General features: G+C 61.5%; 12 protein-coding genes. 10 read left to right on the forward strand and 2 right to left on the reverse strand.

The window, feature by feature from the left end:
- The first annotated feature begins 330 nt into the window (after positions 1-330).
- From AC097P_RS06365 to AC097P_RS06410, 10 genes are all read left to right on the forward strand, one after another.
- Complete coding sequence (locus AC097P_RS06365) at positions 331-924, forward strand: nitroreductase family protein (protein WP_479609552.1); 594 nt, start codon at positions 331-333, stop codon at positions 922-924.
- Complete coding sequence (locus AC097P_RS06370; protein WP_479609553.1) at positions 921-1,826, forward strand: EamA family transporter; 906 nt, start codon at positions 921-923, stop codon at positions 1,824-1,826. Before AC097P_RS06365 ends, AC097P_RS06370 begins: the two co-directional genes overlap by 4 nt.
- A gap of 32 nt (positions 1,827-1,858) precedes the next feature.
- Entirely contained in the window at positions 1,859-3,091 is a 1,233-nt protein-coding gene (locus tag AC097P_RS06375) for a multidrug effflux MFS transporter (protein ID WP_479609554.1), read from the forward strand.
- Positions 3,084-5,168 carry a GGDEF domain-containing protein gene (locus AC097P_RS06380; RefSeq protein WP_479609555.1) on the forward strand — a complete coding sequence of 695 codons (2,085 nt, stop codon included), beginning with the start codon at positions 3,084-3,086 and terminating at the stop codon, positions 5,166-5,168. The genes AC097P_RS06375 and AC097P_RS06380 overlap by 8 nt, the downstream gene beginning before the upstream one ends.
- Positions 5,169-5,278: 110 nt before the next feature.
- The gene (imuA, locus tag AC097P_RS06385) at positions 5,279-6,055 is read left to right on the forward strand and encodes a translesion DNA synthesis-associated protein ImuA (RefSeq protein ID WP_479609556.1); all 777 of its coding nucleotides are present in this window, start codon (positions 5,279-5,281) and stop codon (positions 6,053-6,055) included.
- Entirely contained in the window at positions 6,024-7,403 is a 1,380-nt protein-coding gene (locus AC097P_RS06390) for a DNA polymerase Y subunit UmuC family protein (protein WP_479609557.1), read from the forward strand. The genes imuA and AC097P_RS06390 overlap by 32 nt, the downstream gene beginning before the upstream one ends.
- A 42-nt stretch (positions 7,404-7,445) precedes the next feature.
- Positions 7,446-8,573, forward strand: coding sequence for a hypothetical protein (locus tag AC097P_RS06395; RefSeq protein ID WP_479609558.1), 1,128 nt, complete (start codon positions 7,446-7,448; stop codon positions 8,571-8,573).
- The gene (locus tag AC097P_RS06400) at positions 8,573-9,049 is read left to right on the forward strand and encodes a type 2 periplasmic-binding domain-containing protein (protein ID WP_479609559.1); all 477 of its coding nucleotides are present in this window, start codon (positions 8,573-8,575) and stop codon (positions 9,047-9,049) included. The genes AC097P_RS06395 and AC097P_RS06400 overlap by 1 nt, the downstream gene beginning before the upstream one ends.
- A 14-nt stretch (positions 9,050-9,063) precedes the next feature.
- Positions 9,064-10,698, forward strand: coding sequence for a diguanylate cyclase domain-containing protein (locus AC097P_RS06405; protein WP_479609560.1), 1,635 nt, complete (start codon positions 9,064-9,066; stop codon positions 10,696-10,698).
- A 253-nt stretch (positions 10,699-10,951) separates the two neighbouring features.
- The gene (locus AC097P_RS06410; protein WP_479609561.1) at positions 10,952-11,860 is read left to right on the forward strand and encodes a matrixin family metalloprotease; all 909 of its coding nucleotides are present in this window, start codon (positions 10,952-10,954) and stop codon (positions 11,858-11,860) included.
- A gap of 97 nt (positions 11,861-11,957) precedes the next feature.
- Here AC097P_RS06410 and hutH read toward each other — a convergent pair whose 3' ends face one another.
- A complete protein-coding gene (gene hutH / locus AC097P_RS06415; RefSeq protein WP_479609562.1) occupies positions 11,958-13,502 on the reverse strand; it encodes a histidine ammonia-lyase in 1,545 nt (514 codons plus the stop codon).
- 20 nt (positions 13,503-13,522) lie between these two features.
- Positions 13,523-15,253 (reverse strand): urocanate hydratase, encoded by a 1,731-nt coding sequence (hutU, locus tag AC097P_RS06420; RefSeq protein WP_479609563.1) that lies wholly within the window; start codon positions 15,251-15,253, stop codon positions 13,523-13,525.
- Between the last annotated feature and the right edge of the window lie 127 nt (positions 15,254-15,380).

Below are 15,380 nucleotides of genomic sequence, written 5' to 3' on the forward strand. Positions count from 1 at the left end.
GATCGAAAGGTCTACAGTGCTGTTTAGTCGATTTTCGGTTGTGTACAAACAGACGCTCTATTTGGGCGGGGGCGTCTTCGGTTTGATTCGTGGCGCTGATTACTAAAGATTGGTGACAAATGGATCAGTGGGAGTTAGGACAATATCGGCAGTGTTTCCCTTTGCCAAAAAGAAATTATTTCTTCGCGCTTCATATGTCAGTTGGTGAAAAAGGCAGCTTATGCGTCAATTTGTGGTGAATAAGGCAGCTTATGGTGGCAATCGGACGCACCTTATGGTGGCATGGGTCGCGCTAAGTGATTGATTTATATGGAAATCAAAACGCAGCTTATGGTGGAACCCACAGACACCGTTTCCGCGCTGATGCAGGCGCGCGAAACCATACTGCCCAAACGCCTGGCTGCACCCGGCCCCAGCGCTGAGCAACTGCGCCAGATCCTGGGTGCGGCGGCCAGTGCACCCGACCATGGTCAGGTACGCCCCTGGCGTTTTGTCAGCGTGCCAGAAGGTGCGCGCAGGGCGCTGGGCCAGTCCTTTGCCGATGCGCTGCTGGAGCGCGATGCACAGGCTGCGCCCGAGCAGGTCGCGCAGGCACGAGAGAAGGCCCATCGCAGCCCCTGCCTGCTGTTGGTCGTCGTCAATGCAGACTGCGGCGATGCGGGTATCGATCTGTATGAACGCATCGTCTCCACTGGCGCGGCGGTACAAAATATCCTGCTGCTGGCAACGGCCTTGGGTTATGGCTCCGCATTGACCAGCGGCAAGGCGGTAAAGTCGACCGCGTTGCGTGCGCTGTTTGGCCTGAACCCAGGCGACCTCGCACTGTGCTTCATCAACATCGGGACCGTGCAGTCGCGCAAGAAAAGCAGCCGGCAGCGCCCGGTGCTGGATGACTATGTTTCCACGCTAACCCTGCCTCCATGACCACCAGCCCGCTGCGCACCAAAGATTTGTTATTGATATTGACGGTCATCCTGGTGTGGGGCGTCAACTTTGCTGTCATCAAGGTGGGGGTGGCCGACGTGCCGCCATTGATGCTGGGTGGTTTGCGCTTTATGCTCGCGGCCTTTCCGGCGCTGCTATTCCTGCGCCCGCCCAAGGTGCCACTGCGCTTGTATGTTTTGTATGGCATGACGATTTCGGTGGGCCAGTTCTCGCTGTTGTTCACCGCCATCCATGTGGGCATGCCCACGGGGCTCGCATCGCTGGTGCTGCAGTCGCAGGCATTTTTTACGATGCTGTTTGCGGCGTTGTGGCTCAAAGAGACATGGCATGCCAACCAGTTGGCCGGTCTGGTGCTGGCTGCTGCGGGCCTGGTCTTGATCGGCAGCGCGCACGGCCTGTCTATGCCGCTGACCGGCTTTATGCTGACCATTGCCGCGGCCTCCATGTGGGCCTGCGGCAATATCGTGACCCGCGCCGTTGGAGGGTACGCCCCGATGAACCAGCTGGCGTTTGTGGTCTGGGCCAGCCTGGTGCCACCGGTACCGCTGTTGCTGCTCTCGGCCTGGATCGAAGGCCCGCAGACCATGCTGACGGCGTTGACACATTTCAGCTGGTCGGCCTTTGGCGCCGTGGCCTATTTGGCATGGGCTGCCACGCTGTTTGGCTATGGCGTGTGGACGGCGTTACTGTCGCGCTATCCGGCCAACCGCATCGCACCGTTCTCGCTACTGGTTCCGCTGGTCGGCCTCAGCACCGGTTGGCTGGTGTTTGGTGAGGTGCTCAAGCCCGTGCACTTTGCGGGTGGTGCGCTGTTGATGGCGGGCCTGTTGGTAAATCTGTTTGGTGGCCGCCTGTTTGCCCGTATGAAATTGCAGGCGTGAGCCTGTATAGATAGACATGTTCCAATAGCTATATGAACCCCGACGCACACAAACTCTGGCTGGCCCCGCAGTGGGCCTTTGCGGTTCTGCTGGCTCTTCTGGGCATGCTGGGCCCGTTCTCCATCGATACGTATTTGCCAGCATTCGCCGGCATTGCACAGTCGCTAGATGCCACACCGGTGCAGATGCAGCAAACGCTGTCAGCCTACCTGTTTGGCTTTGCCTTCATGAGTCTGTTCCACGGAGCCATCTCTGACAGCTTTGGCCGCAGACCGGTGGTGCTGTGGGGGCTGGCGGCATTTACCGTGGCCTCTGCCGGTTGCGCGCTGTCGCAAAGTATTGGCCATCTGATTTTCTTCCGCGCCATGCAAGGCCTGTCCACCGGCGCCGGCATTGTGGTGTCGCGTGCGGTGATACGCGACATGTTTCCACCGTCCCAGGCTCAGAAAGTTATGAGCCAGGTCACTATCTTCTTTGGCGTGGCGCCGGCCATAGCACCGATGGTAGGTGGGTGGATGCTGGTGCATGTCAGCTGGCATGGCATCTTCTGGTTTTTGACTGGCGTGGGCGTGGTCCTGTGGGTTGCCATCTTCCGCCTGTTGCCCGAGACGCTGCACACCACGCAGCGGCAGGACTTCCATCCCCGCAACCTGATGGCCGGGTACTGGCAACTGGGGTCGGACCCGCGCTTCTTTTTGCTGGCGCTGGCCAGTGGCATCCCATTCAACGGCATGTTTCTGTACATTCTTAGCGCGCCGGTTTTTCTGGGCGAGCATCTGCAACTGGAGCCGCAGCAATTCTTCTGGTGCTTTCTGATGACGATTGGCGGCATCATGGCCGGAGCCATGGTCAGCGGGCGTGTGGCCGGCAAGATCAAACCCGCGCGCCAAATCCGCATTGGTTTTTCCATCATGCTGGTTATTGCGGTACTCAACCTGGTGGCCAACCTGTTGTTCAAGGCGCATGTCAGCTGGGCGCTGTTCCCGCTGGGTATCTTTTCGTTCGGCTGGGCGCTGATGGTGCCCGTGGTCACGCTGCTGGTGCTGGACCTGCATCCGGACCGGCGTGGCATGGCCTCCAGCCTGCAGATGTTTGTGGGGTCTACGGCCAACGGCATCGTGGCCGGCGTGATCTCACCCCTGGTCATGCACTCCACCGTAGCGCTGGCGGCAGCATCGCTGCTGATGCTGAGCCTGGGGCTGGTGTCGTGGACGTATATTCGCCACCGCTGGCCCGAAATCGGGCATACCATTGCGCATGGCTAGGCTGTTCACACGTTTCGTTGTTGCTGCCGCGATCTGTTCCACCCTGCTCGGTTGGCAGGGTTCTGCACTGGCCCAGCAAGAGACCATAGACCGCATTGACGCCATCTATGTTTTGTCTGAGCGTGACAATGTCGCCGCGCTAAAAGACATTCGGGTCATGGGCGCCGAAATGTCGGCCACGACGCCATATGCGGTACAGCGCGAATACCTGCGCATGCGGATCAATCTCGAATTAGATTCCGCACAACTGGTCGCTGCCAAGACCTCTATTGCTCAACTCCTGGCATTGGCCAAGGCCCAGGCAAAGCCGGACGACATAGGTCTGGCGGCCGCCATGGATTTCGAAGCCTCCATCATGACGCGTGCGGCACAAAACGCTGCAGCCGTCGTCAAGCTTGACCAAGCAGAACCCCTTGCGCTGCGCTCTGCCGATGCCATGGTTTTATCGCAGCACTACCGTGTGCTGGGAGGGGCCCAGTTGGCCTTGGGTAAATTTGAGCCCGCGCTGGAAAGTTACTTAAAGAGTCTGCAATACGCCGACCAGCAAACCCGCCTTGCTAAGCAAGCCCGCCTGAGAGCACTCAATGGTTTGAGTTTGGTGTACGGTGCCATGAAGAACCACGAGAAAGCGCTGGCTGTCATCGGTGAGGGCATCGTGCTCGCCCAGGAGCTGGACTCCCGCAAAATGCTGGCCACGCTGTACCTGAACCAGGGCGGTGAGTTCGCCGAGTTGGGGCGCAACAAAGACTACGCTGAGGCCAATGATCTTGCCCTCAAGGTGAGCCGCGAGAGTGGCTTGGTCCGCGTGGAAGCCACCATCCTGAACAATATGGGTGACGGTTACCTGCGTGTTCGCAACTACCCCAAGGCCGAGCTGCTGGCCCGTCAGGCACTGGTCAAATATCGCGAGCTGGATGACCGCAGCGGCCTGATTTCCGCACAGTGCAATATTGGGTTTGCGCTGATGGGCCAGGGCAAGGTTGCGCAAGGCGTGGCCGAAGTTCGCACGGCACTCAAGAACGCGCACGATGCAGGCGCCATGTCCGATGAGGAAGACATCCTGGGCGAGTTGGGGCGGATGTACGAGCAACTGGGCATGTACAGCGATGCGGTATCCACGATACGTCAGCAGCAAAAGCTCAGCGAGCAACTTTTCAGATCGGACCGCGAAAAATCGGTTGCGGCGCTGCAAGAACAGTTTGACGCCGTGCAACGGCAAAAGCAGATCGAATTGCTGGCCCGTGAAAACAGCCTCAAAGACGCAACCATTAGCAACCAGCGTTTGCAGCAAATCATCACGGTGTTGGGCGCTGTCGTCACCGTGATGGGCGGGGTGTTTGTGTACCTGCTGTATCGGCGTGTGCGCAAGACCAACCAGAAGCTGCGCGAGGCCAACAAGCAGCTTGAGTTCCATGCCGTGCGCGACCCGCTGACAGGCCTGTTCAATCGTCGCTCCTTCTTCGAGCTGATGAACAAGCGCGCCCTCAATGGCACCGGCAGCCGCCGCGAAGACGACAACCCCGACGGAATGATGATCCTGGACATCGATCACTTCAAGCACATCAATGACACGCTCGGTCACGCGGGTGGCGACGCAGTGCTGATCGAGATTGCCAAGCGCCTGCGCAGCACAGTGCGCGACACCGACATGGTGATGCGCTGGGGCGGGGAGGAGTTTCTGGTGTTCTCGCCCAAAGCCAACGCTGCCCATCTGAAAAGCCTGGCGCAACGCGTGCTCAATGTCATCGGCAAGGAACCCATTGCGGTGGGCGACAAGATGATAGCCATCACGGTGACTGGCGGCTTCTTGTCGCTGCCGTTCTCCGGCCTGTCAGAGACCGATTGCGATTGGGAAAAAGCCATGCAGATCGCCGACATGGCGCTCTACCTGGGCAAGGTGAACGGGCGCAACCGCGCCTATGGTCTGAATCGCCTGCTGGCGCCGTTTGAGCAGGTCATGCCGGTTCTGGAGCGCGATATTACGGCTGCGCTGAATGCCGGCATGGTGGAGCTGGTCGAGGTGCTGGGGCCGGAGCCTGTTGTCAGCGCTGGGGCCAAACCAGCCTTGGCGGCTTGACCGTTTCGTAGTCAGTTTCAGCGTAAAACAGGCCGCCAGGCCTTGACTGTAAACGCTTGCATCGGCGTATACTGTACAAAAATACAGTTTCAAAGAATGCGCCCCCACCCATGTCTGCCTCTGCCCATTTGCCCTCCTGGAAGGGCGTCCACGCGGACGTCTGGCAAGCCGATGCGCTGGCCAGCGCGCCCGGTCGGGTTCTGGCCACAGGCGATGTCGCGCTAAACACCCAGCTGCCCGGTGGTGGCTGGCCACGGGGTGCCATGAGCGAAATCCTCCAACCTCCAGGCATACACAATGAATGGCGCCTGCTGCTGCCTGCCCTGGCCCACTGCGGATCCGGTGCCGTGGTGTTGGTGGGCGCGCCGCACTTACCGTTTGGTCCGTCTTTGGGTGCGCAGGGCCTTGCCACGCAGCGCCTGCTGTGGGTGGCCCCGCAAGAAGGTGGAAAAGCAGGCGGCAAGGGTGGTGCCCAGCGCCTGTGGGCCACCGAGCAGGCCCTGCGTTGCGCTGATGTGGATGCCGTGCTGGCCTGGCTGGTGCACGTCCGCCCCGAGCAACTGCGCCGCCTGCAAATGGCCGCGGCCGAATACGACAAGCTGCTGTTTGTGCTGCGCCCCGAACAGGCCCAACACGAATCCTCGCCCGCCGTGCTGCGGCTGTGGGCCGCACCTTCAGAAGACGGTGCCGACACGCTGGAGGTGCGCGCCCTCAAGCGCCGCGGTCCTCCGATGGACCAGCCCCTGCACCTGCCGGCCCGGGCCGCGCGGCTGGCCTGCCTGTTGCACGCAAACAGGTCCCCCACGCTTGCTACGCGCACTGCGCTGCCCCCCGAGGGCGCGCGCGCGACCGGCTATGCACTGGATCGCACTGCAGCCCGCGCCTGACGCCGCACCCGAAGCAGCGCTGGCAGACCCGCGCAGCGCCTGGGCGTGGTGGGCGCTGCAGTTCACGCCGCTGGTGGCGCCGGTAGAGGCTGCGCTGGTCATGGAGGTCTCGGCCAGCGAGCGCCTGTTTGGCGGTCGCGACGCCCTGTTGGACCAGTTGCTCAAGCCAAAATGGCCGCTACCCCTCGTGGAATGGGCGCAAGGCGCTACGGCTTTGATAGCACACGGGCGGCTGCAGTGTGCTGTGGGCTTTGGTGCCGACGCGCGTGATCTGGCGGCCGACGCCTTGCCCCTGCACACGCTGGCGGCCGCACGCGCCCATCTGCCCACGCTGGAGCGCCTGGGGCTGGCCAACTGGGGGCAACTGCGGGCGCTGCCGCGTGGTGGCTTGGTGCGCCGCTTTGGCGCAGACTTGGTGAACGCGCTGGACTGTGCCTATGGCCAGCGCGCCGAGGTTTACCCGTGGCTGGCGCTGCCCGATGTGTTTGACGCCCCGCTGGAGTTGTCGGCCAGTGTCGAAAACGCGTCGGCTCTGCTGTTCGGTGCCCGGCGCCTGCTGGCGCAATTGCAGCTGTGGTTGCGCGCACGCCAGCGTGGTGTGCTGGGCCTGGCCCTCGTGTGGGAGCTGGACGCCCGGCGCTCCAACGCGCTGCATGTGGACGCCCACCACAAGGGCAACGGGCAGGGCCGCCTGGTGCTGCGCACGGCCCAGCCCACGCAGGACATGCAGCACCTGGTCCGTCTGCTGGGCGAGCAACTGGCCCAGGTCACGCTGCCCGCACCCGTGCTGCACCTGCGCCTGCGCTCTTTGCAGACCCAGCCCATGGCCGGCGAGAGCATCAGCCTGTTGCCCGACGACGTACGCCACGGCGACAGCCTGCACCAATTGCTTGAGCGCCTGAGTGCACGCTTAGGGCCACAGCAGGTGCGCCGCGCCACGCTGCACGCCGACCACCGGCCCGAGCGCATGCAGCAGTGGCATGCGGCCACCGCCATGCCAGTAGGCAATATGCGCGAGGGTCAAGTAGCTGCTACTAAATCAGGAGCGGCTTACGCACGCTCCACGAGGGCTAGCGGCCTAAATGGCTTAGAAGCCCTCTACCCCAGCTGGCTGCTGGCCACACCGCTGCAACTGACCACCCACCAGGGCCAACCGCAGTACGAAGGCGGACCACTGGATCTGCTGGTCGGCCCACAGCGGCTGGAGGCCGGCTGGCTCGATGGCGAAGCCCACTGCGCACTGCGCGACTACTACGTGGCGCGCAGCGCGGTAGCGGGTCTGGTGTGGGTGTATTGCGAACGGCTGGGTGGACAGGCTGGCTGGTATTTGCATGGGTTGTTTGCCTGACACTGACGACTCAGATAGAGTGCAGACGTTGGAAGCCTTACGATGCGCTATAGAACTATCTTCACTCTGGCTGCAGCGGTCGCTACGCTGGGCCTTCCTGTCGCCCATGCAGCGCCCGATCTGGAGATCAGCGGGTTTTTCTCTGTCGTTGGCGGGCGTGTCCTCAGTGGCTCGTTGCATGGCCCCATGCCCGACAACCCCGATGTGGCGTGCCCCTGCTACATCGCGGATTACAGCAACTTCGGAACCTACAACACGGCTTTCTCGCTGGCCACCGAAAGCCGCATCGGCCTGCAAGCCAATGCCACGCTGACCGACAAGCTGAGCCTGACCGCGCAGGTTACCGCGCGCCCCCTTGATGCCAACGTGCAACTGCAATGGGCTTATGCCACCTACATCCTCAGCCCCACGTGGGATCTGCAAGTCGGGCGCAAACGTATTCCGCTGTATTACTACTCAGACTTTCAGGACGTTGGCGTGGTCTACCCCTGGGTGGGTTTACCGCCCGAACTGTATGGCTGGGATGCCACCAACTACAACGGCATCAGCCTGCGCAACCGCACTGCGGTGGGTGGTGTGTATGTCAACACCAGCGTATTTGCCGGCAGTGAGCAGATCAAGGACAACCGCTACATGTTGTCTTATGGGCAGCGCCACACCGATGTGCGCTGGGACAACATCGTCGGTGGCGACATAGAGCTGACACGCGGTGCATGGACCCTGCGCGCCATCGCCATGCAAGCCGACACCGCGTTCACCGACAAAGATGACCCGGCCAATGACTACAGCGAAAGCATGCAGGCCTATGGGTTGGCCGCCAACTACGAACACAACAACTGGTTCGTGCTGTCCGAGATTGCGACCAACATCCGGCGCAACAAGACCGGACCGCTGGCGGGGGTGACGATCAGCGTGCCCGCAGCGTCCATCGGCATTGGCTACCGCAGCGGCAAATGGACCACCTTTGCCAACTACTCGCAGTACCAGGAACTCAGCAGCGACACGGCGCTGCAGCCGAACTATGACTACCGCCACACCTCGTTGACGCTGAAGTACGAGCTGGCGCCCCGCAGCATCATCAAGACCCAGTTCGACACCTACTGGGAACCGGGCCCCGTCTATTCGGGCGATGCCAAGGTGTGGCGCATATCCTTTGACCGGACGTTTTGATGCGCATGCGCCGCGCAGCTCCAACACCACCATCCGTGTCCCGCTACGGGCGTGGGCTGGGGGCTGCCGTGCTGCTGGTGGCCATGTTGGTGGGCGCGCGCGCGTATGCCGACATTGCCGTCATCGTCCATGCCGACAACCCGGTACAAAACCTGACCACGCGCCAAACGGCCGAGCTATACCTGGGCCGCGTGCGCACCTTTGATACCGGCCAGTACGCACTCGTCGTCGACCAGGGCCGCGATGACCCGCTACGCAGCCGCTTCTTCAAGGACGTCAGCGGCATGTCCATCGGCCAGATCACAGCCTATTGGTCCCGCTTGCAATTTACCGGACAAGTGCAACCGCCGCGCAGCGTGGAGGGTGATGCCGCCGTACTGGACTTTGTGCGCCGTAATCCTACGGCCATTGGCTACGTCAGCTCGGTGCCTGCGCAGGATGCCAAGGTCAAGACCGTGTTGGTGTTGCGCGAATAAGCTGGGGCGTGTACATGACCATACCTCCCATCACTCCCAGCCCGCTGCGCACCCACCTCAAGCTCAAACTGGCCCTGCGCGTCACACTGGGGTCTTTGGTATTTGCGCTGATCGCCGGGGCGGCAATGTTCTGGACAGAGTTTGAACGCCAGCACACCGAAGCCTCAAACCTGCAACAACAGTTGGCCGCTACCGTGCAATCGTCCGCGGCGGTGGCGGCCTATGTCAACAACGAGGAAATCGCCCGCGATGTCGTCACCGGATTGCTGTCCAATCCCATGGTCGCGGCGGCTGGCATCGAAACCGATACCGGCGCCAGCGTGTTCAGCAGCCGACGCGTGGTCGGCAGCGGTGCGAGCGGCGATGCCACCACCCGTTACCCGTTGAAATCACCCGTCATGGCGGCAGAGACCATTGGCCGGCTGATCATTGAGCAAGATGTGGACTACATCAACGCGCGCGCTATGGCAGCGGCGCGTTGGCAGGCCATCGTGCTGGTTTTACAAATTACCATGTCGGCCTTGCTGCTGATCGTGTTGTTCGACTTTGTGGTGGCCCGCCCGCTCAATGCGGTGGCCCGTATGGTGGAGGCGGCGGTACCCGGCAGCGGCACCCGGCTCGACGTTCCCAAAGGCCACGCAGACGATGAAATCGGCTCCCTGGTGCGCAGCAGCAACAACTTGCTGGCCACCACCGAGCGCACGCTGGAAGACGAGCGCGCACTGCGGGCCACAGTCGAAAAAATGGAGGAGCACTACCGCCGCATTTTTGAGACAACCCACGTTGGCATCATGGTACTCAACCAACATGGGCAACTCATCAGTAGCAATCCGGCCCTGCTGTCGCGCATTGTCGGCATGGGGCCAGAGGCCGTGGAGCACGCCCAGGACCACCGCTTCATTGAGACGATTTTCACCGATCCAACTGCGGTCTGGGCCCTGATCACGGAAGCGTCGGCAAACCAACGTTCTGCCTCTGCCGATTGCCAACTGCGCACGCCCGACGGCCGCGCCCGTTGGGCGCATTGCATCGTGTCTGTTGTGCTGGGCCCCAACGAGCAGGTTGAACTGATTGAAGGTGTGCTCTACGACGTGACCGATCGCAAGGCCGCCGAAGAGCGCGCGCGCCGTCAGGCCGAACACGACACGCTGACCGGCCTGTGCAACCGGCGCGGCATGGATATTTTTCTGGACCGCAGCCTGCGCCACGCCGCTGAAGACAGCGAAGTGGTCGCGGTGATGCTGATAGACCTCGATGGATTCAAGGCTGTCAACGATGTGCATGGGCACGGGGCAGGGGATCTGGTGCTCAAAGAAGTGGCCAACCGCATGCTGGCCCGCATCCGGCGCGCGTCCGATCTGGTCGCCCGCCAGGGTGGTGACGAATTCGTCGTCATCGTCACCCATTGCGCTGCGGACACCACGGCGATCGAAGAGATTGCCCGCGATCTGGTTGCGCTACTCAGCGCGCCCATATTGATCGGAGACGGCCTCCCTGTGCAAATCGGAGCAAGCATTGGCATCGCACGCTACCCGGTCAACGGCCCATCACGCTTGATGCTGATGGCGGCTGCCGATGCGGCCATGTACAACGCCAAGAAGGCTGGCAAGAATCGTTATGCGATGGCCGTGGAGTTTTCAGCCGGCTGAGCGTGTCATCGCCCGTGCCGATGCTGTTTGCGAGGCCTCTTACGCATTTGATTTGAAACGGTGTTTTGGCGGTCCCCGCCGGGTGATCCGGACTTGGAAAGCGCACTTTCGTGAAATAAGTCTCGTACTAATGGGGAGCATCCCCCATTTATGGGGTGCCATAAAAACGGGCAGACCGGTAAAATTGTGGCTTTCCTAGCGTGCGCGCCAGCCTTTTCACTGAGCGTTCAAAGACTTCCTTACTGTATTCAAAATGCCCACATTGAACAAACTCACCTTGATAGCCGCGGCCCTGTTGACCCTGGCTGGCGCCACCCAGGCCCAACAAAAAGCCCCCACAGACTATGTACGCACCCCTGTGGAAGATAGTGTTGCAGGATCGTCGGCTGACCGCGAAACCGCGCAGTATGTCGCCACCGGCGAAAACTGGCCAGGCGGGGTTATCAACTGGTACTACAACCCTACCAACCAGCCTGCAAACCTGACAACCAACGACGTAATGGGTGCCATCTATGTCGCCGCAGCCCGCTGGGCCCAGATGTGCAACGTGACGTTCAACTACATGGGTACGTCCATCGCGAGCCGCAATTTTGAGGGCAGTAGCGTAGACCGCATCAACGTTATTGGCTGGGCCCCCTTCCCAACCAGCCTATTGACCTCGTCGGGCATCGCCTACTGGAACTATTCCAGGTCTACCCTGGCCATGGTCGACGCAGACATCTTCCTCAACACCCGCGAAATATGGACTCCGCGCGATGTGGATGCCGTCATGACCCACGAAATCGGCCACATGATCGGATTGGCACACTCCAATACAACGGTCTCCATCATGAGCGCTGACCCGTACAACAGCTACGATTACCAGCGTACCCTGCGTGGTGACGATGTGGCCGCGTGCACCAAGCTCTACGGCGCGTCACCCCTGCAGCTGATCAATCGCACGCTGAATTGGGCTGAGAAGGCCTACCCAGTGGAACTGAAGGCTGGTCCAGCCAATACAGTGGGCGACGCGGACGGCTTTATCTACCGCAACTACCCCGGCTCCAAAAGCAAGGCTGGCGTCAAGAACGGCACCGCCTATTACGCTGGTCCGGATGGCGTGATGCAAAACATGGGGCCACTGAGCGGCTACACGTCGCAGGTGCAGGCTGGCGGGTTTTGATTCAATGTGATCGAGTGGTGGAGTTATGCAGGGACTAGATTACTTTGGCTGAAGCCTGGATGCTGACCTGGCCTCCTGCAAATTAATTGCTTTTGCGCTAGCCCAACCGCAGCGCCGTCAATTCATGGATACGCGCCTCACCCGCCAGCCCCACGCGGCCCTGCGTGATCAACCCACGCACCAGCTCCATATCCGGCGCCAGGCTGCGGTCCACCATCATCGCGGGGGACACTGAGCGCACCAATTCCAAGATGCCTTCCAGTACCGGCGAGCTTTGCAAGGGGCGTAAAAACTCAATCCCTTGCGCAGCCGAAAGCAACTCAATAGCGACGATGTATTCAGTGTTGCGCAGCATCTGCTGCAGCCGCCGCGCGGCGAAGGTGGCCATGGACACATGGTCTTCCTGGTTGGCGGAGGTGGGCAGGCTGTCCACGCTGGCAGGGTGGGCCAGGGATTTGTTTTCGGAAGCCAGCGCCGCAGCGGTCACGTGGACGATCATGAAGCCGGAGTTCAGACCTGGCTCGGGCGTCAAAAAAGCCGGCAGGCGCGACACCACGGTGTCCACCAGCATCGCAATGCGCCGCTCGGTGATGGCGCCAATCTCGGCAATCACCACGGCCAGCGCATCGGCTGCCAGGGCCACGGGCTCGGCGTGGAAATTACCGCCTGACAGTAATGTTCCTGATTCGGCAAAAACCAGCGGGTTGTCGGTCACCGCGTTTGCCTCGCGCATCAGCACATCGGTGGCGTAGCGCATCTGGTCCAGGCAGGCGCCCATGACCTGGGGTTGGCAGCGCAGGCAGTACGGGTCTTGCACGCGGTCATCACCTTCCAGATGCGATTTGCGGATGGCGCTGCCAACGGCCAGTGCGCGGTAGGCCGCGGCGCAGGCGATCTGGCCGGGCTGGCCGCGCACGGCGTGGATGCGGGGGTCGAATGGACCGTCGCTGCCACGGGCTGCGTCCAAGGTGACAGCGCCGGAAATGACTGCGGCTTCAAACAGGCGCTCGGTGGAAAACAGTGCGTCGATGGCCAAACCGGTGGATACCTGTGTGCCGTTGATCAACGCCAGGCCTTCCTTGGCCGACAGCTTGATGGGCTCCAGCTTGGCCTGTGCAAGGGCTTGCATAGCTGGCATGCGCTGGCCTTCAAAAAACACTTCACCTTCGCCGATCAGTGGCAGGCACAGGTGGGCCAACGGCGCTAGATCGCCCGATGCGCCGACTGAGCCTTGGCAAGGAATCACAGGCGTGATGCCCAGGTTGTAGAACGCAAACAGGCGGTCAATGACCAGTTCGCGAATGCCGGAGTAACCACGTGCTAGGCTGGCCGCCTTCATCAGCAAGATCAGCCGCACGACGGGCTCGGACATGGGCTCACCCACGCCTACGGCGTGTGATCGCAGCAGGTTCAGCTGCAGAGTTTCCAGATCAGCTTGCGCAATGCGCTGGTTAGCCAGCTTGCCAAAGCCGGTGTTCACACCATAAACGGCGTCACCACCCTGGGCCGCTTTGTGCACCAAGTCTGCGCTGGCGCGTATGCCTGCGCGGGCCATGGGGTCGAGCGTTAGGGTGGTCTTGCTGCCGTGCAGTTCGCGCAGCTGCGCCAGGGTCAGGAGACCGGGTTGGATGTTCATGGTCATGTTCTCTTGAAATGGGGTAATCAGGCTGCGGGCTGGGTCAGCATCGGCAAATTCAGCGCGTTGTCTTTCGCACTTTGCCGTGCAATGTCGTAGCCGGCATCAGCGTGCCGCATCACGCCCGTAGCGGGGTCGTTGAACAACACACGGCCCAGCTTGTCTGCAGCTTCTGCCGTACCGTCGGCCACGATGACCACGCCGCTGTGCTGCGAGTAACCCATGCCGACGCCGCCGCCATGGTGCAGGCTGACCCAGGTGGCGCCGCTGGCGGTGTTGAGCAAGGCGTTGAGCAAAGGCCAGTCGCTGACCGCATCGCTGCCGTCCATCATGGACTCGGTCTCGCGGTTGGGCGACGCGACCGAGCCACTGTCCAGGTGGTCACGGCCGATGACGATGGGGCCTTTGAGTTCACCACTCTTTACCATCTCGTTGAAGGCCATCCCAGCGAGGTGGCGTTCACCCAGGCCAATCCAGCAAATGCGTGCGGGCAGACCCTGGAAGGCTATGCGCTCCTGTGCCATGTCCAACCAGCGGTGCAGACCCGCGTTGTCGGGGAACAGCTCCTTCATCTTGGCATCTGTCTTGCGGATGTCTTCGGGGTCGCCGCTCAGTGCCACCCAACGGAAGGGGCCCACGCCGCGGCAGAACAGCGGGCGCACATAGGCGGGCACAAAGCCGGGGTAGTCAAACGCGTTGGCCACGCCGTAATCCTTGGCCACCTGGCGCAGGTTGTTGCCATAGTCGACTGTGGGTATGCCCATGGCATAAAAGTCCAGCATGGCTTGCACATGCTCGGCGCAAGATTCACCGGCTGCTTGTGTCAGCGCCGCATGCTGTGCCGGGTCTTTCTGCGCGGCCTTCCATTGCTCCACGGTCCAGCCGCGGGGCAGGTAGCCATTGATCAGGTCGTGGGCGGATGTCTGGTCGGTGACGAGATCCGCGCGGGCTAGCTTTGCGCTGGCGCCATCGCCCTTAGCGCGGCGTGCCAGTTCGGGCAAGAGGTCGGCCGCATTGCCGCACAGTGCGATGGACACCGCTTTTTTCTCGGCCGTGTACTTGGCAATGCGTGCCAATGCGTCGTCCAAATCGTTGGCCTGCTCATCCACATAGCGGGTGCGCAGGCGAAAATCGATACTGCTTTGCTGGCACTCAATGTTCAGCGAGCAAGCGCCTGCAAACGTAGCCGCCAGCGGCTGTGCCCCGCCCATGCCGCCCAGGCCTGCGGTCAGAACCCAGCGACCCGACAGATCACCGTTGAAGTGTTCGCGTCCGGCTTCGACAAAGGTCTCATACGTGCCCTGCACAATGCCTTGCGAGCCGATGTAGATCCAGCTGCCGGCGGTCATCTGGCCATACATCATCAAGCCCTTGCGGTCTAGCTCGTTGAAGTGTTCCCAGTTGGCCCACTTGGGCACCAGGTTGGAGTTGGCGATCAACACCCTTGGCGCGCCCTCGTGCGTGCGGAAAACTCCCACCGGCTTGCCGGACTGCACCATCAGCGTCTCATGGGGTTGGAGCTTGCGCAGGCTATCCAGAATGGCCTCAAACGCCGGCCAGTTGCGCGCCGCCTTGCCAATGCCGCCGTACACCACCAGTTCGTCCGGGTTCTCTGCCACCTCAGGGTCCAGGTTGTTTTGCAGCATGCGGTAGGCCGCTTCAATCTGCCAGTTGGCGCAACTAAGTTCAGGCCCGCGGGGCGCGCGCACGGGGCGAGGCTTGGCGTTAGAGAAGGGGGGTTGGGATTGTGTAGCCATGGTGTTGCTCCGGAGGCAAGGGTTGTATTGCAGTCGATGGTGAGAATGTAGTTGTCTATACAACTCAATGCAATAGCGGGTTAACCCTTAGTCGCTCTATAGCCGGACTTTGCGGTCACAATTCCGC

Source organism: Rhodoferax sp. ZS1R8, assembly GCF_056521325.1.

Excerpts from the sequence above, each read along its gene's own strand:
- AC097P_RS06410 (WP_479609561.1), top strand. The coding sequence starts at position 10,952 with ATGCCCACATTGAACAAACTCACCTTGATAGCCGCGGCCCTGTTGACC.
- AC097P_RS06400 (WP_479609559.1), top strand. The coding sequence starts at position 8,573 with ATGCGCATGCGCCGCGCAGCTCCAACACCACCATCCGTGTCCCGCTAC.
- hutH (WP_479609562.1), bottom strand. The coding sequence starts at position 13,502 with ATGACCATGAACATCCAACCCGGTCTCCTGACCCTGGCGCAGCTGCGC.
- hutU (WP_479609563.1), bottom strand. The coding sequence starts at position 15,253 with ATGGCTACACAATCCCAACCCCCCTTCTCTAACGCCAAGCCTCGCCCC.
- AC097P_RS06390 (WP_479609557.1), top strand. The coding sequence starts at position 6,024 with ATGCACTGGATCGCACTGCAGCCCGCGCCTGACGCCGCACCCGAAGCA.
- AC097P_RS06405 (WP_479609560.1), top strand. The coding sequence starts at position 9,064 with ATGACCATACCTCCCATCACTCCCAGCCCGCTGCGCACCCACCTCAAG.
- imuA (WP_479609556.1), top strand. The coding sequence starts at position 5,279 with ATGTCTGCCTCTGCCCATTTGCCCTCCTGGAAGGGCGTCCACGCGGAC.
- AC097P_RS06395 (WP_479609558.1), top strand. The coding sequence starts at position 7,446 with ATGCGCTATAGAACTATCTTCACTCTGGCTGCAGCGGTCGCTACGCTG.
- AC097P_RS06370 (WP_479609553.1), top strand. The coding sequence starts at position 921 with ATGACCACCAGCCCGCTGCGCACCAAAGATTTGTTATTGATATTGACG.
- AC097P_RS06375 (WP_479609554.1), top strand. The coding sequence starts at position 1,859 with ATGAACCCCGACGCACACAAACTCTGGCTGGCCCCGCAGTGGGCCTTT.
- AC097P_RS06365 (WP_479609552.1), top strand. The coding sequence starts at position 331 with ATGGTGGAACCCACAGACACCGTTTCCGCGCTGATGCAGGCGCGCGAA.
- AC097P_RS06380 (WP_479609555.1), top strand. The coding sequence starts at position 3,084 with ATGGCTAGGCTGTTCACACGTTTCGTTGTTGCTGCCGCGATCTGTTCC.